General features: G+C 52.9%; 21 protein-coding genes and 1 pseudogene. 6 read left to right on the top strand and 16 right to left on the bottom strand.

Going from position 1 to position 25,066, the window contains the following annotated elements:
- Positions 1-92 precede the first annotated feature (92 nt).
- Entirely contained in the window at positions 93-1,361 is a 1,269-nt protein-coding gene (locus NST08_RS07095; RefSeq protein WP_213616019.1) for an MFS transporter, read from the top strand.
- Positions 1,362-1,375: 14 nt separating this feature from the next.
- A complete protein-coding gene (locus NST08_RS07090; protein WP_341341638.1) occupies positions 1,376-2,482 on the top strand; it encodes an ArsR/SmtB family transcription factor in 1,107 nt (368 codons plus the stop codon).
- Between the two features lie 133 nt (positions 2,483-2,615).
- Here NST08_RS07090 and NST08_RS07085 read toward each other — a convergent pair whose 3' ends face one another.
- The 8 genes and pseudogenes from NST08_RS07085 to NST08_RS07050 form a co-directional block, all read right to left on the bottom strand.
- Positions 2,616-4,535 (bottom strand): DUF4855 domain-containing protein, encoded by a 1,920-nt coding sequence (locus tag NST08_RS07085; RefSeq protein ID WP_028406334.1) that lies wholly within the window; start codon positions 4,533-4,535, stop codon positions 2,616-2,618.
- A 231-nt stretch (positions 4,536-4,766) separates the two neighbouring features.
- Positions 4,767-5,452, bottom strand: a pseudogene (locus tag NST08_RS07080) (N-acetylmannosamine-6-phosphate 2-epimerase).
- A 55-nt stretch (positions 5,453-5,507) separates the two neighbouring features.
- On the bottom strand, positions 5,508-6,341 hold the full coding sequence (locus NST08_RS07075; RefSeq protein ID WP_007130841.1) for a carbohydrate ABC transporter permease: 834 nt from the start codon (positions 6,339-6,341) through the stop codon (positions 5,508-5,510).
- A complete protein-coding gene (locus NST08_RS07070) occupies positions 6,341-7,270 on the bottom strand; it encodes a carbohydrate ABC transporter permease (RefSeq protein ID WP_007130842.1) in 930 nt (309 codons plus the stop codon). The genes NST08_RS07075 and NST08_RS07070 overlap by 1 nt, the downstream gene beginning before the upstream one ends.
- Positions 7,271-7,378: 108 nt before the next feature.
- Complete coding sequence (locus tag NST08_RS07065; protein ID WP_341341637.1) at positions 7,379-8,695, bottom strand: ABC transporter substrate-binding protein; 1,317 nt, start codon at positions 8,693-8,695, stop codon at positions 7,379-7,381.
- A 252-nt stretch (positions 8,696-8,947) separates the two neighbouring features.
- On the bottom strand, positions 8,948-9,910 hold the full coding sequence (locus NST08_RS07060) for an ROK family protein (protein ID WP_144870779.1): 963 nt from the start codon (positions 9,908-9,910) through the stop codon (positions 8,948-8,950).
- 103 nt (positions 9,911-10,013) lie between these two features.
- The gene (locus NST08_RS07055) at positions 10,014-10,883 is read right to left on the bottom strand and encodes an SIS domain-containing protein (protein ID WP_144870781.1); all 870 of its coding nucleotides are present in this window, start codon (positions 10,881-10,883) and stop codon (positions 10,014-10,016) included.
- A gap of 245 nt (positions 10,884-11,128) precedes the next feature.
- Complete coding sequence (locus NST08_RS07050; protein ID WP_144870783.1) at positions 11,129-11,653, bottom strand: hypothetical protein; 525 nt, start codon at positions 11,651-11,653, stop codon at positions 11,129-11,131.
- Positions 11,654-11,889: 236 nt separating this feature from the next.
- Between NST08_RS07050 and NST08_RS07045 the strand changes: the two genes are divergently transcribed.
- Positions 11,890-12,492 (top strand): M15 family metallopeptidase, encoded by a 603-nt coding sequence (locus NST08_RS07045; RefSeq protein ID WP_341341636.1) that lies wholly within the window; start codon positions 11,890-11,892, stop codon positions 12,490-12,492.
- Positions 12,493-12,642: 150 nt separating this feature from the next.
- Here NST08_RS07045 and NST08_RS07040 read toward each other — a convergent pair whose 3' ends face one another.
- Positions 12,643-13,443, bottom strand: coding sequence for a hypothetical protein (locus NST08_RS07040; RefSeq protein WP_341341635.1), 801 nt, complete (start codon positions 13,441-13,443; stop codon positions 12,643-12,645).
- Between the two features lie 248 nt (positions 13,444-13,691).
- Between NST08_RS07040 and NST08_RS07035 the strand changes: the two genes are divergently transcribed.
- Genes NST08_RS07035 through NST08_RS07025 form a run of 3 tightly spaced genes read left to right on the top strand, consistent with a single transcriptional unit; the run spans position 13,692 to position 15,656 of the window.
- Complete coding sequence (locus NST08_RS07035; protein ID WP_341342618.1) at positions 13,692-14,078, top strand: GntR family transcriptional regulator; 387 nt, start codon at positions 13,692-13,694, stop codon at positions 14,076-14,078.
- Positions 14,068-14,946, top strand: a complete 879-nt coding sequence (locus NST08_RS07030; protein ID WP_341341634.1) for an ABC transporter ATP-binding protein — start codon at positions 14,068-14,070, stop codon at positions 14,944-14,946. The genes NST08_RS07035 and NST08_RS07030 overlap by 11 nt, the downstream gene beginning before the upstream one ends.
- The gene (locus NST08_RS07025) at positions 14,943-15,656 is read left to right on the top strand and encodes a Tat pathway signal protein (RefSeq protein ID WP_341341633.1); all 714 of its coding nucleotides are present in this window, start codon (positions 14,943-14,945) and stop codon (positions 15,654-15,656) included. The genes NST08_RS07030 and NST08_RS07025 overlap by 4 nt, the downstream gene beginning before the upstream one ends.
- Positions 15,657-15,783: 127 nt before the next feature.
- Here NST08_RS07025 and mmsB read toward each other — a convergent pair whose 3' ends face one another.
- The 7 genes from mmsB to NST08_RS06990 all read right to left on the bottom strand — a co-directional run bounded on the left by mmsB (position 15,784) and on the right by NST08_RS06990 (position 24,962).
- Positions 15,784-16,950, bottom strand: a complete 1,167-nt coding sequence (mmsB, locus tag NST08_RS07020) for a multiple monosaccharide ABC transporter permease (protein WP_028406346.1) — start codon at positions 16,948-16,950, stop codon at positions 15,784-15,786.
- Positions 16,951-16,952: 2 nt separating this feature from the next.
- A complete protein-coding gene (gene mmsA, locus NST08_RS07015) occupies positions 16,953-18,485 on the bottom strand; it encodes a multiple monosaccharide ABC transporter ATP-binding protein (protein WP_144878460.1) in 1,533 nt (510 codons plus the stop codon).
- Positions 18,486-18,530: 45 nt separating this feature from the next.
- Positions 18,531-19,616, bottom strand: coding sequence for a multiple monosaccharide ABC transporter substrate-binding protein (gene chvE, locus NST08_RS07010; RefSeq protein WP_007130853.1), 1,086 nt, complete (start codon positions 19,614-19,616; stop codon positions 18,531-18,533).
- A 357-nt stretch (positions 19,617-19,973) separates the two neighbouring features.
- Positions 19,974-21,209 carry a response regulator gene (locus NST08_RS07005; protein ID WP_028406348.1) on the bottom strand — a complete coding sequence of 412 codons (1,236 nt, stop codon included), beginning with the start codon at positions 21,207-21,209 and terminating at the stop codon, positions 19,974-19,976.
- Positions 21,206-23,149, bottom strand: a complete 1,944-nt coding sequence (locus NST08_RS07000) for a cache domain-containing sensor histidine kinase (protein ID WP_007130855.1) — start codon at positions 23,147-23,149, stop codon at positions 21,206-21,208. The genes NST08_RS07005 and NST08_RS07000 overlap by 4 nt, the downstream gene beginning before the upstream one ends.
- Positions 23,139-24,146 carry a substrate-binding domain-containing protein gene (locus NST08_RS06995; RefSeq protein ID WP_007130856.1) on the bottom strand — a complete coding sequence of 336 codons (1,008 nt, stop codon included), beginning with the start codon at positions 24,144-24,146 and terminating at the stop codon, positions 23,139-23,141. The genes NST08_RS07000 and NST08_RS06995 overlap by 11 nt, the downstream gene beginning before the upstream one ends.
- A gap of 195 nt (positions 24,147-24,341) precedes the next feature.
- Complete coding sequence (locus tag NST08_RS06990; RefSeq protein ID WP_007130857.1) at positions 24,342-24,962, bottom strand: TetR/AcrR family transcriptional regulator; 621 nt, start codon at positions 24,960-24,962, stop codon at positions 24,342-24,344.
- Between the last annotated feature and the right edge of the window lie 104 nt (positions 24,963-25,066).

Below are 25,066 nucleotides of genomic sequence, written 5' to 3'. Positions count from 1 at the left end.
ATCGAAGTCGAAGGTTTTATTTTTGTCTAACATTTATATTGACGATCATCTAACCATTATGTTTTATTTATATCTATAAAGGAGGTTAGATCATGGTCTTACAAGAGCAAAGAAGAGCAAAAGCACATCGGTACCGGGATTTACTAACCCAAAGAGAGTACATGAAGCTAATGGCCGCCAATGCCGTCAACCGTTACGGCGACTCCATCGACATGATCGCATTTTCCCTCATGGTCTATCAGCTTACGGGCTCCGCTTCCTGGGTTGCTGTCATCTTCGGAGTCAACGCACTGCCGTCCATTCTGTTCCAGCCCTTTGCCGGTGCGATCGTCGAGGGAATGAACAAGCGGTATGTCATGGCGGCTGCCGACATCGGGCGCGGCCTTGCAGTGGCAGCGACGGCCATCCTGTTCATGCTTGGTCTGCTGCAGCCCTGGCTTCTCCTCCTGCTCACCTTCATGAATTCGACTCTGGAATCCCTGCGCATCCCGGCAGGGCTCGCCATCATCCCCCGGCTGCTTCAGAAATCCATGTACCCGCACGGCATCGCCTTCAATACGACGCTCAAAAAAATGATGGAGCTGATCGGCCTCGGCTCCGCTGCCGCGATCATCGGAATGTTCGGCCTTGGGACCGCCATTCTGATCGACGCTGCCACCTTCATCATTTCGGCTGCTCTCATCCTGGGAATCGACAGTAAAGAAACATCGATTAGCGGCAGGCTCAAGCTGGATATGATAGGTTATATGCATACGCTCAAAGAAGGCTTCGATTACCTGAGCAAGACCCGCACCGTATTTACGATATGCCTGCTGGGAGGCGCCATCGGCATTTTCTTGATCCCGATCAATTCCATGATGGCTCCCTATACGACCGACTCCCTCGGTTTATCCGCGAACGGAATGTCCACAGCCGGCATCTCTTCGACGATCGGCCTTGGTTTGGGCGCGATTCTGTTCCCTTATCTGCGTAAAACATTGTCGTCCCGCATCCTGTTCATCTCGGGTGGAGTCGTAATCGGGGCCTGTTATCTCATTTGGGTCTGGATCGCTGCATATGCGGACCAGCGCGTGTTCGTCTATACCTTACTCATCATTACCATGCTTGTATTCGGCTTTTTCGCTTCCTTCGTCGAAACGGTGATCGGCGTATCCTTTATGGAGCATATCGAAGAGGCGTATTTATCGCGCGTCGGCGCGATTTTCAACGCGATCGCAAGCGTAACGATCCCGCTCGGATCCATGCTGATTGCGGCCGTCATGACGGAATTGAACCTGCTACAGCTCTTCGGGATTACAGGGATTTTTACAATCCTGCTGTTTGTTGGTATGCTCTTCATAAAGACATTACGACAGCTGTAAAGGAGTATTTCCCTATGAAAGTCGCGGTATATTCACAGCCGAATATTCTCTTCGAATGCTTAGAATTGCTCTGCCGATATGCGAATAACGAAGACACGAGAGCGGTCTTGTGCGGGCTTCAGGATAAATACCGCCTGGATACCCCTGAACTGCTGCAAGCCTTCGAACCTATCATTGAGCTTGGCGAATACGTGTATAACGGCGTTAACGCCGATGAGGAACGTCTGGCCTTCTTCTTCAGGAGCCAGGGTCATGAGAAGTGGTGCTGCGCCCGAATGCTCCTGCATTCCTCGCTGCATGCGTATATGCCTCATCCCGAGGCCCCCGACGCGGACTTCAAGCCGCTCGTACCCATGCCGAAGGAACAACGGCTCCAGCAATATACCCAACACCTCAAGCATTGGTTTGCGGGCGAGTTGGACGGCTCCACCGACCTCGTTGTGCAAAACGATGCCGACCTTATCAATTGGATCGATTCATTCGATGTGGACGTGCAGGAGAAATGGCTCCTGAGCCTGCTCTACCAAAATTACGACGCGTACATGCAAGAGCTGCTTCCCATCTTGAATCGGGCGGCTTCGTTATACCGCGAAAAGCTGGACATCGTTTCGCCGCTGCTTGAAGGCTTTGAGGCCCGTTACCGGGAACTGGTCGCCTCGAAGCCCATCGAGCGCTTGAACAGCAAGCTTCAAATCAAACTGCTGGATGATAAACAGGTCCATATCGTTCCGCAAGTCATCGGCTTTAATATGGTTACATACCTCAGCCATACCGGTACAGCAGAGGCCGAAACGCTGTACATCGGCGTCCTGTTTGAAACGCTGGAGGAGATCGTCCGGCAGTCGGTATCCGACGAGGAGATTTGCCGAACGCTGAAAATGCTCAGCGACCCGAGCAAATTCGCCATTCTAAAGTACATTCGGCGTCAGCCGGCTTACGGCTCGGAGCTTGCCGAGCAGTTGGGCCTGTCGACCGCAACGATCTCCCACCATATGAACGCCTTAATCCAGCAAGGCTTCGTGCAAATCGAGAAGCAAGCGAACCGCATCTACTATCGAATGAACCGCGAGGCTGTCGAGAAGTATCTCGACCTGCTGCAAACGAGCCTGCTTCAGAATTAGAAGTATTGGTCCCGCCGGTTCGTCCGCTAAATCCAACGGTGCTTTTTTAAATAAATCATTTCCATTGAACAAAAAAAGGAACCCTTGGAATTTGAAATCCCTCGGGTTCCCCTGTCAGTATCCTTATATGCGCTTACCGCAGCCGTTTAGCCACATAATCGGCGTTTGCTTTCAACAACGGATAGGCTTTGCCGGATACCAGCCCATTCTGCTTATGCTGCTCCAGCAGCTCAAGGAAACGGTCCAAATGGCCGGAGGCCTGTTCCTTGTTCCCTTGCTCCTCAAAACGAACGACCGAATCCCAATGCGCCGTCAGAGAGCGGGCCGCCCCGTGGCTTTTGAATTGTCCGCCCTTTTCCAGCTGATTCACCAGCTCTTTCATATGAACGGTGCCGGTATTATCCAACTGATATGTTCCCTTCACGAATTGATACAACCAATCGTACATAATCCGGATCTCAGGATCCTCGCTGGCCGCGGCTGTGCCCAACACCGGTCCGGAGCCTTTGTAGTAGGCTTTGAACGTATCCGTCATGTACCCGTATTTCACGCCGCCATCCAGATACTCCTTGTAACGCTGGCGGAATACCGGATCCGTGAGCATCCGCCCATCGAATTCGATCTCGACGCCCATTCCGAACCGTTCGGCCGTATAGGCCGCATCGTCCAGACGTTCGCTGCTCATCTCTTCGAAGAAGTAGTTCGGCTGGAATGCCACCGCATCAAACCCGACTTCTTTCCACATATAGCTTTTGTAAGCCAGAAAGTGAGGAATCCAGAACGACTTCAAGCCTTCGGCATGGATTTCGCCGTTAACGTATTTCAGCATATCCGGTCCCGAAGCGCTCGTGCTTACCTGTTCGGACAGCCAATACAACCCGGCAAGCTCCAGGTGGCTATATCCGCTGCTCTCCCAACGCTTAAGCACTTCATCCATCCACCACCGGACAGCCTTCTGCCTGTTGGCCATGGCCTGCTGCTCGCCCACGCTGCCGGCATTGAAATTCTCGGATTTGCCGTCCCCGTCCACATCGCCGAAGTCCGTTACGTATTCGCCCGGGTCGGGAATCATGACGACGACCTTCGTTTTGTGGTCCGGATCGCCGAGCTTGGTGCCCGCTTCCTTGGTAGCCTCATTGAGCTGGAACATATCGCCGTCCGCAGCAAATGTTTTATCAAGATACCAGTTCCAATCCTTCAGATTCGAGCCGCCTCCGAAATCTCTGCCGTCCGGCGACAGCAATCCGAGAACCAGAACGCCGTCGAAGAACCAGTCGACCGGCTCGCCATCCTGATTCACATAACTGATCTGCGGAATGATGTCCTCTTTGCTCCAGTCTCCGTCTCCATTGGCGTAATGCCCGTTATACAGCAGGGACAAATCCCGTATGCCCGCCGTGGCTTCGCCCGGCGCCAGCATCTTGAATTCCTCCGGCGGAACCCGGACCGCGCCTTTCGACTGGCCGTCGGTGCCTGTAATTTCGATCTCGTCGATGAAGGTCCATGCTCTCGTATGCATCGTGAACGTTACCTTAACATAACGTGCGTAGGCGTGACTTGCATCCTCCGCGCCAGGCACGCCGTCCGCGCCTGCATCCCAGGCATAGGTTTCGTCGACCGGAGGTCCGTCGATCCATAGCGTTTGGGTCGCTTTATGGGTCAAGGTTGCCCAATGAACATTATCATCCGATACGTACATCGAAACGGTCAGCGGGAACAGGACGGCAGACCCGGGCCAATCCTGCAGAAAATGCGCTTTAATGCCGGAGATGGATTTCGGCTCGCCGAGATCAAATACGACCTCCCGCGTCTTCTTCCGTAAATGCCCGACCCAGGCCGGATCCAGCACGTTACGCGTCCCGAAGACGCCGTCATTCAGCTTGTTCCCTGGGTCGGGATAAGCGCTCTCCGGCGCTTCCGACCACATGTAGACCGCATCCCTGGCCAAATTCCGCGCCTCCGCTTTCGCTTCATCCGCATAGGCGGCCGGGACGAGCGAAAACATCATCAGGAGTGCCAGAACCAAGGATATCCGTTTTCTAGACGATTTCATATCATCATCCTCCTTATTAGTCATCTTTCTTCCTTCTAAGCTTGCGACCAACTTCATAAGATACTGCAGCTGCTGCCTATCCACCCATTTCTTGGTGGAACCTGCTCTAGGATCGCCAGCTTGCTCAGAACTCGCTGCTCCCGGATCCGAGCCGTTTCATGATCTCACCCCTTCAACATGTATTGTTCTTCCGGAATAAATGCACATCCCCTCTTCGTTGATCACCCCCTTCTAGCTATTCAATACAACCTTGTCCTCAATCGCTTTCCGATAGCGCTCGGTAATATCCTGCGGGCGGGTGATCGCGCTGCCCACCACCACGAATTGAGCTCCTGCGTTCAATGCCTGAATCATCTGCTCCGAGCTCGTGAACCTTCCTTCGGCAACGACCGGCAGCCTGGTTTCCTGTGCGAGACACCGAACAAGATGTCCGGTTTATTCGTTCCGGGGCTGTACGGGGTATAACCCGACAGCGTCGTCGAAATATATTGAACACCAAGCTCTGCCGCATGCAGCCCCTCCTCCAAGGTAGATACATCCGCCATGACGCACACCCCAAGGCGAGTCAGTTCCTCTACGACCTGCCGAATCGTTGTCCCGTCCGGCCGCAGCCTGCGCGTCCCGTCAATGGCCACAATGTCCGCACCCGCGGCATGGACGGCGCATGCATCCTCCAATGTCGGCGTAATATATACGGGGCAGTCTCCCACCCGCCGTTTCAACAAACCGATCACCGGCACATTCACGACAGCCTTGATCGCCGCGATGTCGGCCGTTCCGTTCGCCCGAATGCCGATGGCCCCTCCCAGCACGGCCGCTTTGGCCATCTCCGCCATATGATGGGGACCGAAGAGCGGCTCACCTTCATAAGCCTGACAAGATACGACTAATCCTCTTTCTGTAATCATCCGCCTCATAAGTTAGCTCCTAAATCTGTTTTAGTATGACAGCCCTCCGCAGCCTATTTTTCGGTTATTTCATGCCTGTAATCGTAATCCCCTCGATGAATTTCTTCTGCACGAAGAAGTAGAGGATGATGATCGGGACCGTGAACAGCGTTGCTGCCGCCATCAGAGGCCCCCATGCCACTGAATTTTCCCGGATGAACTGCTTCAGTCCGATGGAGAGCGTCCATGTCTCCTGGTCGTTCAAATAAATCAGCGCGCCTTGAAAATCGCCCCATGCTCCCAAAAACGTAAACAAACCAATCGTGAGCAGCGCCGGCTTCGCCAGCGGCAGAATAATTTGGGAATAGATGCGAAATTCCGATGCGCCATCGATCTTGGCCGATTCCGTCAGCTCGATCGGAATCCCGTTAAAAAACTGCCGAATCAAAAACACGTTAAATGCCATCCCCGTTCCAAACCATGCGCTAAGGACGAGCGGCCAGTTGGAATTCAGCAGGTTCGCCTTGTTAAACACGACATACAGCGGAATCATCGTCACCTGCATCGGAAGCATCAGCGTACTGAGCATAATGATGAACAGTACGTTCCGTCCCTTGAAATCGATTCTCGAGAAGCCGTAAGCGACGAGCGGCGAAAGGATGACCACGCCCGCAACGCTCAACAGGGCAATAACGATAGTGTTCCAGGTGTATTTAATGAACGGGATCATCTGAACCGCATTGCGGTAGTTATCCCAGATCCATTCCGAAGGGAACCATTGCACAGGGATGACAAAGATCTCATCCTCCGTCTTGAACGTTGTCAGCAGCAGCCAGGCGAATGGCGCCAGGAACATCAAGCCGACCAAAATCAGGATCAGATGGGTGAGAAGCCTTCTGCCCAGGATCGACGCATTCATTATTTTTCACCTCCATAGAAGACCCATTTGCTCGATGATTTGAAGATCAGCAGGGTCAGCAGCAGCACGATGATGAACAGAATCCACGCCATTGCGGAGGCATATCCCATCTTCAGGTACATGAACGCATTCTGGAACAAATAAATCGCATAGAACAGAATCGAATTCCCCGGGCCGCCGATGGCTTGGCTGCTGGAATCCGCGAACACATATCCTTGTGAAAAATATTGAAATGAGCCGATAAGTCCCATAATGAGCTGGAAAAAGGTCATCGGAGATATTGCCGGCAGCGTAATGTGCCAAAACTTGTGCCACTTGTTCGCTCCGTCGATCGAAGCGGCTTCATAGTACATTTTCGGCACCTCTTGAAGGGCGGCCAGATACATGATCGTAATCGTCCCCGTTCCCCAGAAGCCCATTAATATCAGGGAAGGCTTCGTCCAATTCTCGTCCATGAGCCAGTTCGGTTCAGGCAGCCCAATGGCGCCGAGCATTTGATTCACCAGACCGTACTGCGCGTTCAGCAGCCATATCCACAGAAGAGAACCTGCGACGGCCGGAACCAGTGTCGGGAGAAAATAAACGGTGCGGTATAAAGACAGCCCTTTTACGCTTTGGTTCAGCAGCAGTGCGATTACAAGCGCGTACACCAGCTGCGGAAAAAAACCGAACAATGCCATGAATACCGTATTGTACAGCGAAGAGAACATTTTATCGTCCCGGAACATCTCGTTGTAATTGTCCAGACCGATCCATTGCGGCGGGTTAAACATGTTATATTCCGTAAAGCTGTAATATAGCGACATGATGATGGGATAGAGCTGGAATACCAGGAAGCCGAAAATCCATGGACTCAGAAACATGAGGCCGATGAACAGCCGCTTTCTCTCCCTGCTCTTGATACCGCTATGGAGCTTTAAACGATCCATGCGGGGGTTCACCTCCTAATAACCCTTGCAAAGCATGCCGGGAATGCCGGGAGCTAAGGTTCCATCTACCATCCTTCTCCCCCGGTATCCTGCAGGCAAATTGCCATGTTATTTTTTGTATTTGTCCGCAATCGGCTGCATCTTGTTCACAACATTATCCATGGCTTCCTGGGCGGTAAGTTGGCCCTTCAGCGCCTTCTCCGTCTCTTCATTCAAGGTTTGCAGGTATTCATTAATGTAAATGCTGTTCGGGAAGCCTTTCAAATTCGGACTTTTAGCGCTTTCATAATATTCCCACAGCACCTTCGTCTCTTCATTCTGCGTCAGCTTCGGATTATCCAGCGCCTTGGTCAAAACCGGGATCGAGCCGAAATCGATGCTGTATTGAATCTGCACGTCCTCGCTGAGCAAATACTGCAGCACCTTCCACGCTTCCTCCTGATGCATCGCTTTGGAAGGAATGAACATCGCAATCGGGCTTACCATTCCGGAGCCTTTAAGCTCAGGGTTGGCCGCCGGATAAGGGAACGGTGCGACACCGACATCCTTGCCTTCACCCCGGTCGTCCACATACCAGCTCTCCCAGCCGATGATCATGGCCAGCTTGCCGGTCAGAATCGGATCCTGCGGGGTTTGGAGTCCGCCCATGCCCGATTTGAATTTATCGATGCTTTCCTGCCCAAATTCCTTGTAGTAACTCATCTGGTAGTCGATCGCTTTAACGTTTGCTTCCTGGTTAGCGGTCAGCTTCCCGCTTTCGTCCACCCAGGAGCCATTAAATATGATGGGCCAGAACACGTTATCGATCCAAGGATAATCCGGAATAAAGCCCATTTGCGTAATATTGCCTTTGTCGTCCTTCTTGGTCAGCCGCTTCGAGTATTCGAACAATTCCTCCAGCGTTTCAGGCGGCGCGGTAAGGCCTGCCTCCTCAAACACTTCTTTGTTATAGAACAATTTATTCGCCATACTCATGGAGATCGGAAGCCCATAAATTTCATCGTCAACCTTCATGCGCTCCAGCGCAGCCGGGATAATCTGGCCGGTGTCGTAACCGTCCCGTTTAATGAATTCCTCCAATGATTTAACGGCTCCGGCTTCCGACCACGGGCCGATGTTGTTCCACTGCGTAATGATGATGTCGGGGGCATTGCCGCCTGAAATCGCGGTCAACTGCTTCTGGTGATCCTGATTGCTGAGTGTCTTTACAACGATGTCGTCATGGCTTTCATTGAATTTGGCTATAGCCGCTTCAATCGGCTTCGCACCGTCTCCGGTTGCCGAGCTCCACAGCTGGATTTCAACCTTTCCGCCCTTGCCCGGACCACCTTCCTTCGAACCGGAACAAGCGCTTAGCACAACCGAAAAGGCCAGTACCAGCAGCAGCGTGGCGTGAAACGACCTCTTTCTATAGTTCTTCTTCAAATGACTCACCCTCCAACATGTTCTGGATTCCATAAAAATAATTTTTGGAGGAAAAATCCTCCTACAAGAAAAATAATGGATATATTTTCTTTAGTCAATCCTTATTTTCTGAGCATTGTATGCGCTTTAACTCATTGACCCAGCAATATTTCGGCGAAAATCCTTGTGTATCCAATGGTTTTTCGTATCTTTTGATGTAATAGAAATAAAATGTATTCCTTAAATTATTTAAATAATGGAGGAATTATTCTCCTAAATTACGTAAATTAATTCCCCTTCATCGTTATGATTCCATACCAGAGCCGCTGCCCCTATCACGCCTGCATCAACTCCCAGACCCGCAGGAATAATCCGGCAGCACTTGCGCATATACGAAGAAGTCCGAACGTCCACTTCCTGTTCCAGCTCCGCGAAAAAGCGCGGTCCCGCTTCCGCAACCCCGCCGCCAATAAGAATTGCCTCAGGATTAAAGGTATGGATATATCCCGCAATCGCTGCGCCAAGGGCGCGCATCACCTTCGTCATGACCAGCGCAGCTCCCTCATCGTTGTGCAGCCAGGCATGAATAATTTCCCTGGAATGAGGCTTCCACAAATATAAAGCGCTTCCATTTTCCTGCATCTCCCGACCTATCCTCGCAATTCCGCTGCCGGAGGCATACAGCTCGATGCATCCGTTATTGCCGCAGCTGCAGCGTGGACCGTTCACATCGACGCAGACATGCCCCAGCTCTCCTGCGCCTCCGAAGACACCTCGAAGAAGACGGCCGGATTCCATAACCGCTCCCCCGATTCCCGTCCCGAGCGCCAAACAAACAAAATTGCTGTAGCCGATGCCGGCACCATACCTCTTCTCGGCAAAAGCGATCACATTCACGTCATTATCAACATACACCTTATGGCCGAACCGGTTCGACACGAGCTGCTTAATCGGAACACCGGTCCATCCTGGCAAGGTATCGCCGGCATACAAAACAACGCCTTCCTGGTAATCGATCTGACCTGCACTGCCAATGCCGATGCCGCAGACTTCCCCATGCTGCTGCGCAGCATTCATCATGCGGTCGATGCCGGACAGCAGTTTATCCATCAGCTGCCCGGCTCCCTTATCCGCTTCGGTAGGCACAAGATACCGGCTGACGATTTCCCCCTGCCGGTTGACTACCGCAAATTGCACCTTAGTTCCTCCGATATCAACGCCAATTGCATACTCCATGATGCAAAGACCTCCCTTTTCATAATCCAAAAATCGATTCGCCTCGTGCCTGCTGTCTAGGAATAAGGGAACGACCGTTAGTACAGTAACGTTAGTACAGATGTTAGTACAGCTTATCGGCTACCGATCTCGCCGTTTTCTCGAGTGATTCGATTGCGTCCTCCTTCTTCATTGACAGCAGTGTCGTAAGGAGGTTGAGCATATACGTCTGCATGAATTTGGTTGCCAGCGCCCCGCCTTCAGTCGGCATCTCCCGCGAAGAGACAAGCAGCACCGTGTCCGCATAGGTTGCGATCGGCGATCTCAGGTGTCCTGTCAGGCAAATGACGTCCGCCCCGTTCTTCTTCGCTTCCTTCACCGGATCCACGAGATCGCGTGTGCTGCCGGAGGTGGAGATGGCAAATACCAGATCCCCCTCCTTCACCAGAGCTGCCGACATCGCGATGATATGAGCATCCCGGTGCGCTTCGACGTTCAGGCCAAGACGCATCAGCTGGTAATGCAGGTCCAGCGCCGTAATGCCCGAAGATCCGACCCCATAAACATACACTTTACTCGCGGCTAGCAGCTTATCGACCGCCATTCTCAGATGATCGGCATTTACGAGATCCAGCGTGTTTTTCAGTAAAATTTCATGCTGCATCGTAAGCTTGCGGGCTACCGTCATGAGGTCATCCTGCTCATCGATGGCCGTATCGACCACAGACTGGGGACGATCCACCAAATCCTGGGCTACGGAAAGCTTGAACTCATGAAACCCGCGAAACCCCAGCTTTCTGCAGAAACGGATGACGGAGGTTTCGCCGACACCCGCCTTTTCCGATAGGTCCGTAACGGTGGCCAGCACCGTCTCCTCCGGATAACTCTTGACGTAATCGGCCACCTTCTTCTCCGTCTTGGTCAGTGACGAATAGATGCTGGATATCATCAGCAGCGTATTGGATTGATTCAGTTTGGGTCCTACTCTCGCCATCGCAACTCCCTCTTTTCCAAATGGTTCTTTTATCTAGTCCATTTCCCAATAGATTTATGGATATTTTCTCCTTGATTATATATTAAAAAAGATATTTCTTTCAATCACAAAAAAGAAGCCTGCAGAACCCTCGCTAAAATGGGTCTGAAGCTTCGGTATAACAGGGATGGATGGTCCGCGCAGCAGCTTACCTCCTGCTACGAAAACAGGGGCCGCCCTCATTGGTTTTTATTCGATGCGTCCAGTCATATGGTCCAGCCGTCATGAGTATCCATGGTCGTCTCTTCAATCGGGACTGCTCCGTTTAAGCTGCCACCGGTCTGCGCCCCCCGCTCCATCTGATAACCCATATCCAGCATGGAGCCGTCCAATTGACGCAGCTGCTGACTGACCTCCGCCATTTGCTGGAATATTTGCCTGTACTGATAGGCTTCCGGGTAACCGCTTTGCTTGGCTGCATCAGCCAGCTGTTCAAATGCGGCCTTGTTCTCGCCAAGAACCTGGCGGTACTGCTCGGCCGCCCGGGCTTGAATGGCCTCCACGGCGTTCATCATGCCATGCAGAAGCATGCGGCAATTGACAAGCTCCTGCCTAGCTGACTCGGAGGCTTCCGACGTAAGCCCCGCTTGTGCGCTTTGAAGCGCAGTCTGAAGCTGCCCCAGCTGGCCCGCTATCGCCCCGACCTCCTCCATACTGCCGCTCTGCTCCGCTGCCGCCAATTGGCCGGACAGCTGACTCAGTGTACCTTGCAACTGTTGAATGCTGCTCATTACGATTCTCCTTTCCCTGCCCCGGCTTTCCCGGCGACGATTTCGCCGCCATCGTTTTGGGACAAGCATTTTCCATCTTGTTGCTTAGCATGCGAAGAACCAGGGATTGCTATTCATTCCTGCTTATGGTCAGGAGTCCGGCGCTGTTGGAACCTGGGCCCGGTTGCCGATATAATAGATTGAGAGAAGATTGATCGTAAGTGATTCTTGTGAAAGTAGGTAGAAACGAAACTCCGATGATTAAACGTAGAAGAAAGACCCTTGTCCTCCTGGCCGCCTTGCTGCTCGCCATATTTTATATGCAGATGCAAACCGCTATTCCCGGCATCATCAACGACATGGATTTTGATCTTGGTAAAAAAGAAACGCCGGCGATCACCGGCCTACACCCTTATGTGTTGAAGCAAAAAAACGAGCTGGTCCGCCTCACCAAGCAGCGGGGCATCACGATCGTCATCACCGACGGATACCGGAGCCATGAAGAACAGACCCGGATCTACAATCAGGGCCGGACAACCGAGGGGGATATCGTTACGAACGCCAAAGCCGGCCAATCTCTCCACAACTACGGGCTCGCTATCGATTTTGCCTTGAAGCTCGAAGATGGAAGCGTCATCTGGGACATGGAATACGACGGTAACGGCAATGGCAAATCCGACTGGATGGAAGTGGTGGCCATCGCCAAAGAGCTCGGGTTCGAATGGGGCGGCGATTGGGACAAATTCCCTGACTATCCGCATTTGCAGATGGATTTCGGGCTGACGATCCGCGAACTTCAGCGCGGCAAGCTGCCGGATGCGGATATCCATGAGTATTCGGAGGGAGCGAAATCGAAATAACGATTTGCCGTGAACGCACGGACCGGCCTGTTTTCTCAAGGTTTTGAACTGCAAAAAGACACATGCGCTTGTGTGCGCATGTGTCTTTTTGCAGTTTAGGAAGTACAGAGTTTTGGGAGATTCATGCAGTTATACGACGACGCTTGACGATTATTTTTTATAAATAGCAAGAAGTTGGGAACGGAATCTATTCTGAGTTGAGACCACATAAATTCTCTCAAAATATTTCGCTAGCTTTATGAGCGTCGTGCTCTCGGCAACGTCCTCTTCATTCCAGCCCAAACATACAAACGTAAAGCATTCGTCGGAAAGCTGCAATTGCTGCTCTAAATAATGAATGGCCTCCATTTCCGTATGATCAAGGACAGCCGCCTGAACGTCGTCTTCCCTGGGCTGAAAGCGATAGACCTCCGTAGCGCCGTCTTCCAATTTGCAGCCCTTTGTATGGTCTATGAAAGAAATGATAAACGGATTTAGACGCGAATCGATGTACAAGCTATGGTATAAACGATAGATTGTTGTTTTTGAATCCAAGCTGGACAGTATGCCCGAAACCTTTGCTTTGTTTTTCTGATAAACCACAATTAACGAGTCGAAAATGGAAAGCAGGTTGGACAACGTCGAATGCTTTAACTTGTCTCCCTTATTTGGATAATGGATCCCACAAGATATCTTCTCATTCGAACGGGTCAGTGTATCTTTATAGTCGCTACTCATTACATAGAATTGATATAACGCAAACTGGATTTCAATGTGGTTTTCAATCACGTTCGCCATTTCTTGCTGGTCGAATACGAATTCCACGACTTCAAGGCCCCCGCTGGAAATTTTCCTGGCAACAATTCTGTTGTTTTTAACGGAATAAAGTACAGTTGTTACAGGTTCCATATGTGCCGGATCATAAGGCTGACTGTATAATTCATTACTGCCGATCTTATGTAATGTATTCATCGTCGACGATCTCCTCTTTATCCTTGTCAAAATCTCTTTGCTCCACAGATCAGCAGCTTGCTAGCCTACAATCAATGACTGGAGCCTTCCCTTTAATACGTCTACTCACTTTAAGATTAATCGGTTAGCAGCCTTTGGCGCAAATTTTTCCAAAATGACCTTGACATGCTCTGCACGTTTTGGTTATATAGTCATATATATAAGCATATAACCTTTACAGAAACATCAACGGCAAGGCGGTGATTCGCATTAGCGGCTCGGTATATCCGGATAACAAGCCCTTGTTCCTCCAGATCAAGGAAAAGATCGAAGACCAGATCGTGAACGACCAGCTGCTCGAAGGGGAGCAGGTGCCTTCCACGACGCAGCTGTCAAGCTTTTACAAAATCAATCACATTACGGTCTTGAAGGGGATCAACCTGCTCGTTGAATCCGGCCTCATTTTTAAAAAGCGGGGTGTCGGCATGTTTGTTGCGGAAGGGGCGAAGGAGCAGCTGCTTCGGACCCGGAAAAATGCATTTGCAGATGATTATGTGGTGCCTATGGTGCAGGAGGCCGACAAGCTCGGCCTGTCCACGGAAGATTTGTTTGAGATCATCACCCAAGTAAAGGAGCGTGACGCCCATGAATCTTGATATCGAATTCGACCGGGTCTCCATTCGCTACGGGGACGTTGAGGCCGTAAAGGATATGTCCTTCCGATTGGACGGCGGGAAGATTTACGGCCTTCTCGGACGGAACGGCGCAGGCAAAACCTCGCTGCTGTCCGCGCTGGCTTCGTTTCGCGAGCCGTCATCAGGCACGGTGAAGGTAGGCGGCGAGCAGCCGTTTGAAAATGCAAAAATCATGCGGGAGGTCTCCTTCCTCTATGACATCGACTACAAGGACGAGTCGGACAAAGTCAAAACGGCGATTGAGACGGTAGCCGGATATCGGCCCCGATTCGATACGGAATATGCCCTTAGGCTTGCCCGTAATTTCAACCTGCCGCTGGATAAACCGCTTAAGGAGCTCTCGAAAGGCATGCAGTCGGCTTTCAACGTTACGATCGGGCTTGCCAGCCGCTCGCCCGTTACGATTCTGGACGAGGTGTACCTGGGCATGGATGCACCCACCCGGGAAATTTTCTACCGGGAGCTCCTCGAGGATCAGGAGCGGCACCCAAGGACGTTCATCCTGTCCACGCATCTCGTGTCGGAGATGGATTATTTGTTCGAGGAGGTCATTATCATCCATAAAGGCCGGTTCATCCTCCAAGACGATTACGAATCGTTAACCTCCCGCGGCGTTTCGATTACGGGACCAGCGCAGAAGGTGGACGAATTCACGCCGGGACTGAAGGTGCTGAATGTTCAACAGCTGGGCTCCACCAAATCGGCCATCGTCTACGGAGAGCTGAGCGAGGAATCCAAGCATGCAGCTAGACGTGCGGGGCTTGAGCTGGGTCCGATCTCGCTGCAGGACTTGTTTATCCATATCACAGGGGAGGAGCAGGTAACATGAAACAACCAACGTCAGCCGCTTCGAGAATAATGATGGAGATGTTTTGGCACCAAGGCTCATGGGCCATAGGATATCTGGTTATCGTGTTCCTCCTTAACCTCGCGCTTGGGATTACCGGCAGCAGCAGCAACATCGGCCAGGACGATTTCTTCTCCATCATCTACCGCTCGACCAAGGGCTTCATGCTGGTCATCGGCATTATATCCTCCTTCGGCTTCCTGAGCTTCTATGTGCGTCATGGCTTTACCAGAAGGGACTTTTTTAAAGGAGCCGCCTTGGCCGCCCTGCTGCTGTCCATTGCCTTTCCGCTCGTCGTCGGCCCCGTCAGCCTGCTGCTCTCGGCGATGAACGTCTCGGACACCGGGAACTCTCCGGTACTGCAGGCATTCGAGCACAACTGGTTCCTTGCCCTGGCGTCCTTTGGCATCCAAATCTTCGTTTACTACCTGATGGGATGGATGATCGGCTCCGGCTTCTACCGTCACGACTGGATTCGAGGTTTAGGCTTCATCGCCATAGCGATCGTTCTTGTCGGCTTCATGGATGCGCTGTGGCAATTCGAACTGGCCTCGCTATGGGATCGCTGGATACCTGCCTTCACCCTTGACGTGCCGCTGTACGCTTCGCTTGCCGGGTCGGCCGTCATCATGGTTCTTGGGCTGGTGTTGATCCGCTTGTTGACACGCAAGGTAACGATTAAGCTGAGATAAGCAGTATTAAACTCAACGCTAAGACGGTGATCCGTTTATCGCAAAAAAAAAAGCACGACCGCTCCGCAGACTTTTAAAAATCTGCCCGAAGCCGGCCGTGCTTTGTTCTATATACACCAAAGGACAATTACGAGGCGCTGCTCTTCTTCTTGTTATAAATATCGAAAGCGACGGCTGCCAGAAGGACAAGGCCCTTGATGCCCTGCTGCCAGTCGATGCCGAGTCCGACGAGGGACATGCCGTTATTCAGGACACCCATGACGAGGCCGCCGATGATTGCGCCGAACACCGTACCGATACCGCCTGTGGCGGATGCACCGCCGATAAAGCTTGCCGCAATGGCGTCCAGCTCGAAGTTCGTACCCGCACGAGGCGTTGCCGCGTTCAGACGGGCGGCAAACATCAGGCCGGAAATGGCCGCCATGACGCCCATGTTGACAAATACCCAGAATGTTACCTTTTTCGTCTTCACGCCGGACAGCGCAGCGGCCTTCTCATTGCCGCCAAGGGCATAAATATGCCGTCCCATCACGGTTTTGTTCATGACAAAGGAATAGATGATGATCAGTACAAGCAGCAAAATCAGAATATTCGGCAGGCCTGCATAGCTTGCCAGCATAAACGTAAAGGCATTTATAACGGCAGCCATCAGAACGAGCTTAAGCAGGAACAGGCCGCCTGGAATCACGTCGAAGTTATACTTCTTCTGGGATTTCCGGTCTCTCAGCTCATTGATGACATAAATCACCGTAAACGCGATGCCGACGAGAATCGCAACCAGATTGGTGCCGGTGTTGCCGAAATCCGGAACGAAGCCCGAGCTGAGCTTCTGAAATCCGCCCGGAAACGGCGAGATCGATTGCCCATCCAGGACGATCATGGTAAGGCCCCGGAACAGCAGCATACCGGCAAGGGTTACGATAAAGGCCGGGATTCTCACATACGCCACCCAGAAGCCCTGCCAGGCGCCGATCAATCCCCCGACGATCAAGGAGGCGATGACGGCGATCACCGGATGCAGCTGCATATCGACCATCATCACGGCTGCGACAGCACCAACGAAAGCCGCCACCGAGCCGACGGACAAGTCAATATGTCCCGTAATGATGACCAGCACCATCCCAATGGCCAGGATGAGAATGTAGCTGTTTTGCAGGATCAGGTTCGTAATATTGATCGGCTCAAGCAGCAGCCCGCCCGTAATGATCTGGAAAAAGATCATAATCAGGACCAAGGCGATGATCATCCCGTACTGCCGAATATTGTTTTTGAATAATTTCATGAGCGTTTCCATGCTTAAGCCCCTCCGTTCTTGGTCATGTATCTCATCAGCGTTTCCTGCGAAGCCTCTTCCTTGCTCACTTCACCGGTGATCCGGCCGGCATTCATGACATAGATCCGGTCGCAAATGCCTAGGATTTCCGGCAGCTCGGAGGAAATGACCAGCACCCCTTTGCCTTCGTCCGCAAGCTGATTGATAATCGAGTAAATCTCGAACTTGGCACCCACATCGATGCCGCGGGTCGGCTCATCGAGGATGAGGATGTCCGGCTCGGAATAGATCCATTTGCTCAAGACTACTTTCTGCTGGTTGCCTCCGCTCAGATTGCCGGTCTTTTGCAAGATGTTCGGCGTCTTGATCTTCAGCTTCCTGCGCATCTCCTCTGCAACAAGGATTTCCTCTCTTTCATCGATCACCATGTTCCTCGCCAGCTTCGGCAGCCCCGTAAGGGAGATATTCCGCTTAATGTCATCGATCAGAATCAGGCCGTAATCCTTCCGGTCCTCCGTCACATAGGCAAAGCCGTTCGCAATCGCTTCGGTCACCGTCCGGTTCTGAATGACCTGCCCGTTCTTATACAGCTCGCCGCTGATATTCCGGCCGTATGCCCTGCCGAACACGCTCATCGCAAGCTCGGTCCGGCCCGATCCCATCAGTCCGGCAATGCCGACGATTTCCCCTCTTCGAATATGGAGGTTCGCGCCATCAATCACCTTGCGGTCCGCCTGCAGCTCGTGATATACCGTCCAATCCTTGATCTCCAGGATGACTTCACCGACCTTCGGAGTACGCTCCGGATAACGGCTCGTCAAATCCCGTCCGACCATCCCGCGGATGATGCGGTCCTCATTGACCTCTTTGCCGTGCATATCCAGCGTTTCGATGGTTTTGCCGTCCCGCAAAATCGTAATGGAATCCGACACCTTGGAAACCTCGTTCAGCTTATGGGAGATCAGGATGCATGAGATGCCCTGCTTCTTGAATTCCAGCATCAGCTGCAGCAGGTTCTCGCTGTCATCCTCGTTCAAGGCTGCCGTCGGTTCATCCAAAATCAACAGCTTTACCTTCTTCGAGAGCGCTTTCGCAATTTCGACCAGCTGCTGCTTGCCGACCCCGATGGTGCCCACCGGCGTGTTCGGATTTTCCGTAAGCCCGACCTTGCCCAGCAGCTCCTTCGCTCCGCGGATCGTCTCGTTCCAGTCCATGATGCCTTTGTGGGCGCGCTCATTGCCGAGATAGATATTCTCCGCAATCGACAAGTAAGGAATCAGCGCCAGCTCCTGGTGGATGATGACGATGCCGAGGTCCTCGCTGTCCTTAATGCTTTTGAATTCGCATACCTTCCCCTTGAACAAAATATCACCATCATAAGTACCGTGCGGATACACGCCGCTCAGCACCTTCATCAGCGTAGATTTGCCGGCGCCGTTCTCCCCGCACAAGGAATGGATTTCGCCTTCGCGAATCTTCAGATTCACGTTATCCAGCGCCTTCACGCCTGGGAACGCTTTCGTTATGTTCCGCATTTCAAGAATATATTCCGACATTCGGGCTGCACCTTCCCTTCTGTTTCGTATCCATAAGGCCGTTATTTACTTCAAACCGATTTCTTCCTTCGTGTAGTAGCCCGTATCAACAAGCTCCTTCTCGACATTGCTGGCGTCCACTGACACCGGTGGAAGGAGGTATGCCGGCACGACCTTGACTCCGTTATCGTAGGACTCGGTATCGTTCACCTCGGCCTCTTCACCTTTTATTACGCTTTCGGCCATCTTTACTGCCTGTTCCGCCAGCTGGCGCGTATCCTTGAACACCGTCTGCGTCTGCTCGCCGGCCACGATCGATTTGATCGAAGCAAGCTCCCCGTCCTGCCCCGTAATGATCGGCAGCGGCTTATCCGGCGTACCGTACCCTACACCCTTAAGCGAGGAGATGATCCCGATGCTGATGCCGTCATAAGGGGAGAGGACCGCATCCAGATGAGCGTTCGAATAATTCGCGCTGATCAGATTATCCATCCGGGACTGGGCCAGCGCGCCGTCCCAACGGAGCGTCGCGATTTGCGCCATGGTCGTCTGCTTGCTGCGCACCACGAGCTTGCCGGAATCGATATACGGCTTCAGCACCGACATCGCCCCGTCATAGAAGAAGTACGCATTGTTATCGTCCGGCGAGCCGCCGAACAGCTCGATATTGAACGGCCCCTTTCCTTCCTTCAAGCCGAGCTTTTCTTCGATATAGGAAGCCTGCAGCACCCCGACCTTGAAGTTGTCGAAGGTCGCGTAGTAGCTCAAATGCTCGGTATTGCGGATCAGACGGTCATACGCGATGACCTTGATCCCTTGATCATGGGCCTTCTTGATGACATCCGTCAGCGTATTGCCGTCGATGGATGCAATCACGATGACATCCACGCCCTTGGTGATCATGTTCTCGATCTGGGCGATCTGGTTCTCAATCACGTCCTCCGCAAACTGAAGATCGGTCTTATAGCCTTTTTCCTGAAACAGCCGCTCCATGTTTTTACCGTCGGCCACCCAGCGCTCCGATGACTTGGTTGGCATCGCAAGCCCGACATAGCCTTTATTCGCATCGCCGGCATCCGTTTCGGCCAGGTTACAGGCCGTCAGGGCAACCAGCATGACCGCAATAAGAACACCCAGCATTCCTCTCTTCATCGGTTGTTCCCCTTTCCGAAAAGTTGGATCGAGAGCGCTTACATCCTTACCATCCGTAAAAGCCTCTCTGTATGAATCAGCATACACCCGCGGATGGAAAGGGTCTTTCGACAGATACAACCTTTTTTATAATTTTCATACTTTTGTGGCCTGATTGGATGGTTAAATGAATGGATGGATGAATGAATGGATGGATGAATCGATGAATGGATGAACGAGTGAGTGGATGAATGGAGGAGTGTGAATGGTAAACCTTCACCGGCTTCCCGGAATCGATCCCAGCGATGAATCCCGAAAAGAAAAAGTCCCTGCTTCGTTGGGAGCTCCAACCAAACAGGGACTGCTTGTTAATATACGTCAACCGCCCTTCTCTTCCTGAAAAGCGAGGCCCTTGCGATAGCCGTTCGGCGATACGCCCATCACCTTCTTGAATGCTGTGCTGAAGTAGTGCTGGCTGTCATAGCCGGTCCGCTCCGCGATTTCAAGAATAGACAGATCGGTGCCATTCAGAAGCTGGATCGCCTTCCGGATGCGGGTCTGGGTGATGAAGACGACAAACGACGTGCCCAGCTCCTTCTTGAGGGTACGGCTGAGGTAAACCGGCGAGACCTGCAGCGCCGCAGCCAAAGACTCCAGCGTCAGCTCCGGATCGGCATACTGCTCCTGAATCAGCTGCCTGGCCCGGCGAACCAGCGGAGACAGCTGGGCGTCACGGAGCACCGCCTCCCGGCAGGCTTCGTACGCGGCCGATATTCCTCCACTGTCGTCCCGTACCGGCTCGACATGCATTTGGATCGAAAGCTTCAAGTATTTCTGAACCGCCTGCTCGGCATCCGCACATGTCTTCGCGGGGATTTCATCCCACAGCAGCATGCCGATATGGCCCGTTCGGTCGCGGAACAGCACATGGGCAGCCGGCTGCAGCAGCTCGCCGATCATGTTCTCCATGGCGAACAGATACAGCTGCCGGTCGCTCTCCTTCATGAGCGGCTGGGGGACGGTCAGCTCGGGCCATCTCGCGATGCCTGCCTGAACGGGCTGCTTTGGCGGCAGGCCGAGGAATTCCAGCTGCTCCACGGCTTCAGACTCTTCCAGCAGCCCGTCGATCCATTCCTGGCAGAAGCGCTCGCGAAGGAGCGGGATATTCTTCTCGATCTGTTCCGATGCCTTCTTCAAATAGTTGCTCTGAATATGGCGCTCATCCAGCTCTTCCCTTACGCTGCGCAGCACCGATACGAGATGCTCCGCATTCACCGGCTTCAAAATATAATCCTTTACGCCAAGCCGGATCGCTTCCTGCGCATATGCGAATTCGTCATGGCCCGTGATGATCACGAAACGGCAATCAGGGCGTTCTTCTCTCAGCCTCTTCATCAGCGCGATGCCGTCCATGAACGGCATGTTCATATCCACAAGCGCGATATCGATAACGCGGCTGAGCGCAAGCTCTAGCGCCTCTTCGCCGTCTTCCGCTTCGGCTGCCACTTCCATGCCGAGCGCAGCCCAATCCACCGCATCCCGAATCCCCTCGCGGATGATCGGCTCATCATCGGCGATCAGCACTTGGTAAAGCACCTGGTTAGCCTTATTCATAGCCTATCTCCCCTATCGTTATCCGGCGGCGGAGGAATCGCAGCGAGCAGCGGGTGACGGATCGTCACCGAAGTTCCTTCGCCTTCCGTACTTTCTATGGTGATTCCGTAAGCCTCGCCGAACGTTAGCTGTATCCGGGCTTGAACATTCAGCATGCCGTAGCTGCGGCTACCCGCAGATGTCCCGCCCGCATCCTCATCCATGGCAGAGATCGGGTCCCGAAGCTTCCGGCGAAGCTCCTCGAGCCTGTCTTGCGGCATGCCCGCGCCATTGTCTTGAACGTTCAGAACCAGGGCATGATTCTCGGTATACGCCCTGATCGATATTCGCCCGGGTCCCCGGCGCGCCTTGATGCCGTGGTAAATTGCATTTTCCACGATCGGCTGCAGAAGCAGCTTAAGGACATACAGCCTTTCGGCCTCGGGCGCAAGCTCCAGCTGCGTCTGCAGCCTGTCCCGGTACCGGGTCTTCTGAATTTGCAAGTAGCTGCTGATATGCGTCCATTCATCCTGCATCGGAATGATGTCATCCCCCTTGCTGAGACCGATCCTGAACAGGGTCGACAAGGATTCCACCAGCTCGGACACCTCATCCGCCCCTTTTTTGCGGGCCATCCAATGAATCGTATCGAGCGTGTTGTACAGAAAATGCGGCTTAATATGCGCCTGAAGGCTGCGCAGCTCCGCTTCCCGCTTCTGCCGCTCGCGCAGCTCGCTCAGCTTCATCAGCTTGCGAATCTGAAGCAGCATGCGGTTAAAGCTCCGGCCAAGCATGCCGACCTCATCCTGCCGGTTCCCCCAGTAGCGGATCGCAAGATCGCCGGACTCCGCCTTTTGCATGAACGACATCAGCTGCCAGATCGGCCGCGAAATCGATTGCGACAATGTATACGAGGCAGTAACGCCGAAGAGGCACACCATAAACAGGAAGCAGATTAAATAGAATCGGATTTCCTTCACTTCGTAAACCGTTTCGTTCGTTGGGAACACGCCGATGGTCCGCCATCCGGTGAAGGAGGACGTACCGTAAATCAGCTGCACCCGCTCGCCGTTCACCTCGCGTATGAACGTGCCGCTGTCCTGCTCCGGAAACCAAGACGGCGGTATGCTTGGAAGCAGGGAGTCGTCCGGCTTATAGATGCTGGATCCCCCAGCCTCCGTCACCATCAGGTACCCGTTCTTGCCCAGCGTCACATCCCGGGCCGCACGTGCTACGGTCCGAAGCTTCAAATCAATAAGGACCGCCCCGGTGACCTCTCGGGTATCCGGATCGACAAAGGAACGGACAACCGAAACCAGCTCCTCATCGGCATAATGCACGTGCGTTGTCACATTGCGGTCCGACGGATGCCCGAGCACGGTAAAGATTCCTTCATTGTTAACGGCTTCCCGGTACCAAGCCTCATCCGTCAGCTTCCCGCTGCCTCGGGCATACATTTCGTTGCTGATATAGGCCCCTTCACGATTGACCACCAGAATAGCGGCAATCTCCGGATACAGCGTCGTAAAGCCTTGAAGATACTGGTGGATCTCGTAATTGTCCGCATCATCCTGATGCATCAGGCGGCGGTCCGAGGCGTATCCGGCATTTGCCTGTACGCTGTTCCCCGCCTGGGCCGGAGGCATATCCCCCTGGATATGTCCTTTCATAAACCGCTCCGTGCGGGGATCGAAGCCGATAAGATAGGTGATGTTCTGAAGGTTCTCCATCTCGTTGTCGAGCGTCTGATTAACCTTCCCGATCAATTGTATGGTATGACTTGTCACCTGCTGATCCACAATCCGATTAACCGTCCAGTTCACCAGCACCCCGAGCCCGATCGAGGGGAGAATGCCGATCATCAGAAACAGAATGACCAGCTTGTAACGAAGCGGCAGATCCCCAAAATGCAGCCACCGCTTCAGCCCCTGCCGCCATGCGCCCAATCCGTTACTTCGCATAGTAATCCTTCACATTCTCTTGGGTCACGATCGTAATGCCGGTATCGACCCGGGGCGGCAGAGGAGCGACATCATTGCCGAGCGTCGGCGCAGGAACGGTAAGGCCATGATGGAGATGGAACAAATATTGCAGCGACCAATACCCCATATTCCAGGTTCCCTGCGCGATCGTGGCCGAAATCGTTCCGTCCGATATCCGGTCGAGCGTCACTTTATTCGTATCGAACCCGATAATTCGGACGTCTTCGGCCCTGCCCGCGGCAATGGCGGCATCGGCGGCGCCGGCTCCCCCGTTTGCCTCCGTCGCAAAGATGCCCTTCAGCTCGGGGAACTTCTCCATCATGCGGGCGGCAGCTTCCTTGGAGGCGATAATATCTCCTTTGCCTTCCCTAATCTCCACCACCGACATGGCCGGATAGCTTTTCTCTAACGTTTCCCGGAAGCCCGCCGTCCGGTCATCGTGGTTCTGCTGGCCGGTTTGGGTAATGATGCCGACCTCCCCTTCCCGTCCAAGAAGCTCAGCCATCTTATCTGCAGCTGCCGCCCCGGCATTGTAATTGTTGGTCGCCAGGAAGGAGTAGGCTTTGCTGTCAGGAGCGTCCGCATCAAACAGGACGACCGGAATTCCCGCATCAACGGCTTTATTGATCGTTGGCGTGAGCGCCTTCGAATCGATGGCCGATAAAGCAATCCCTGCCGGCCGCTTGGCGATAACCTGCTCCAGGACGGTAATCTGCTCCTTGACGTCATATTGCGTAGCGCCGCGGTAATCGACGGTAACGCCAAGCGCGTCTCCGCCGTCCTCGAAGCCCTTCAAAATATTTTTCCAATATTCCATGCCTGATTGAAAGGTGACCATAACGTAGCTCTCGCCGATGCTGCCGTGAAGCCCGCCTTCCTCCCAGCTGGATGTCCGCTTGTCCTCAAGACGGTACATGAATACGTAAAGGAGAAATGCGACAATCAGCGCACCGTAAACCAGCATCATCTTCTTCATTAGCGAATCCTCCGATCATTCTCCTCTGACTCTCCTGATGGAATCGGTTACATACATGTGTATTACGAATATACTCCACTTTCCCGCCATATTTCAAACGATGCTGCAGCGCGAAAGACAGCAAAAACAGACTGCAATCGGCGCATGAAGCGAAGGATGCAGTCGTATTCGTATCCATAATGCAGATTATCGTTGTCATACTCCCTGGAACTTATCGCCTGACACTCGGCCATACGGGTGTTCGCAGATGCCGTGCATGAAGAGATTCACGACATGACGCGCCAAATCCCCGGAAGGCCGCTTGCCGTTAAGTAGCTCCTGCAGCGTCAGCCTTTCGATGACCCCGACCAGACTTTCCGAAATGACCGCCATATCCGCTTCGGCCCGGAAATAACCTTCCTGCTGCTCGGCCCTTAAATTATTCGCGATCATTGCGGCCATTTCCGACTTGATGGCTGCAGATTCCTCGCTTATGTAAAATCCGATCTGGGTTGAATCAGGATCCTTGCCCAAATACTCAAATAAGCTTGTTAAGACAGCCAGCAGCCGATCGGGAACATCATCCTCCCTTATGCCGCCCTCCAGCCTGCTGCCTTCGATCAGCTCCTTCAGCCCGGACCGGAAATTCCCGACCAATTCCCGAAAGATCGCTTCTTTACTCTCAAAATACAGGTAAAACGACGGCTGGGTTAACCCTGCCCGGGATACGATGGTGCTGATCTTCGTATGATGATACCCTGATCTCGCGAATTCATTAGCAGCGATCATCAGCAGTTTCGCCCTGCTCTCTTGTCCGTTCGCACCCTTCTTGCGCAAAGATATCCAACCTCCGAATCTCATCCCGATGTACGTAGTTTTTGTCCATTATACTCTATGCAGGGAAGCTCCTGCTACAAAAACTGAGGCAAGACGAAAGCCCT

The organism is Paenibacillus sp. FSL K6-1566 (assembly GCF_038050475.1).
Taxonomy (GTDB): domain Bacteria; phylum Bacillota; class Bacilli; order Paenibacillales; family Paenibacillaceae; genus Paenibacillus_AQ; species Paenibacillus_AQ lactis.
This window is presented reverse-complemented; position numbering and strand designations above follow the sequence as displayed.

Bases quoted from the DNA above. Each gene is read 5' to 3' on its own strand.
- NST08_RS07075 (WP_007130841.1), bottom strand. From the start codon at position 6,341: ATGAATGCGTCGATCCTGGGCAGAAGGCTTCTCACCCATCTGATCCTG.
- NST08_RS07045 (WP_341341636.1), top strand. From the start codon at position 11,890: ATGATTAAACGTAGAAGAAAGACCCTTGTCCTCCTGGCCGCCTTGCTG.
- NST08_RS07030 (WP_341341634.1), top strand. From the start codon at position 14,068: ATGAATCTTGATATCGAATTCGACCGGGTCTCCATTCGCTACGGGGAC.
- NST08_RS06995 (WP_007130856.1), bottom strand. From the start codon at position 24,146: ATGAAGAAGATGATGCTGGTTTACGGTGCGCTGATTGTCGCATTTCTC.
- NST08_RS07000 (WP_007130855.1), bottom strand. From the start codon at position 23,149: ATGCGAAGTAACGGATTGGGCGCATGGCGGCAGGGGCTGAAGCGGTGG.
- mmsB (WP_028406346.1), bottom strand. From the start codon at position 16,950: ATGGAAACGCTCATGAAATTATTCAAAAACAATATTCGGCAGTACGGG.
- NST08_RS07025 (WP_341341633.1), top strand. From the start codon at position 14,943: ATGAAACAACCAACGTCAGCCGCTTCGAGAATAATGATGGAGATGTTT.
- mmsA (WP_144878460.1), bottom strand. From the start codon at position 18,485: ATGTCGGAATATATTCTTGAAATGCGGAACATAACGAAAGCGTTCCCA.
- NST08_RS07070 (WP_007130842.1), bottom strand. From the start codon at position 7,270: ATGGATCGTTTAAAGCTCCATAGCGGTATCAAGAGCAGGGAGAGAAAG.
- NST08_RS07005 (WP_028406348.1), bottom strand. From the start codon at position 21,209: ATGAATAAGGCTAACCAGGTGCTTTACCAAGTGCTGATCGCCGATGAT.
- NST08_RS07040 (WP_341341635.1), bottom strand. From the start codon at position 13,443: ATGAATACATTACATAAGATCGGCAGTAATGAATTATACAGTCAGCCT.
- NST08_RS07090 (WP_341341638.1), top strand. From the start codon at position 1,376: ATGAAAGTCGCGGTATATTCACAGCCGAATATTCTCTTCGAATGCTTA.
- NST08_RS07055 (WP_144870781.1), bottom strand. From the start codon at position 10,883: ATGGCGAGAGTAGGACCCAAACTGAATCAATCCAATACGCTGCTGATG.
- chvE (WP_007130853.1), bottom strand. From the start codon at position 19,616: ATGAAGAGAGGAATGCTGGGTGTTCTTATTGCGGTCATGCTGGTTGCC.
- NST08_RS07050 (WP_144870783.1), bottom strand. From the start codon at position 11,653: ATGAGCAGCATTCAACAGTTGCAAGGTACACTGAGTCAGCTGTCCGGC.
- NST08_RS07085 (WP_028406334.1), bottom strand. From the start codon at position 4,535: ATGAAATCGTCTAGAAAACGGATATCCTTGGTTCTGGCACTCCTGATG.
- NST08_RS07095 (WP_213616019.1), top strand. From the start codon at position 93: ATGGTCTTACAAGAGCAAAGAAGAGCAAAAGCACATCGGTACCGGGAT.
- NST08_RS07060 (WP_144870779.1), bottom strand. From the start codon at position 9,910: ATGGAGTATGCAATTGGCGTTGATATCGGAGGAACTAAGGTGCAATTT.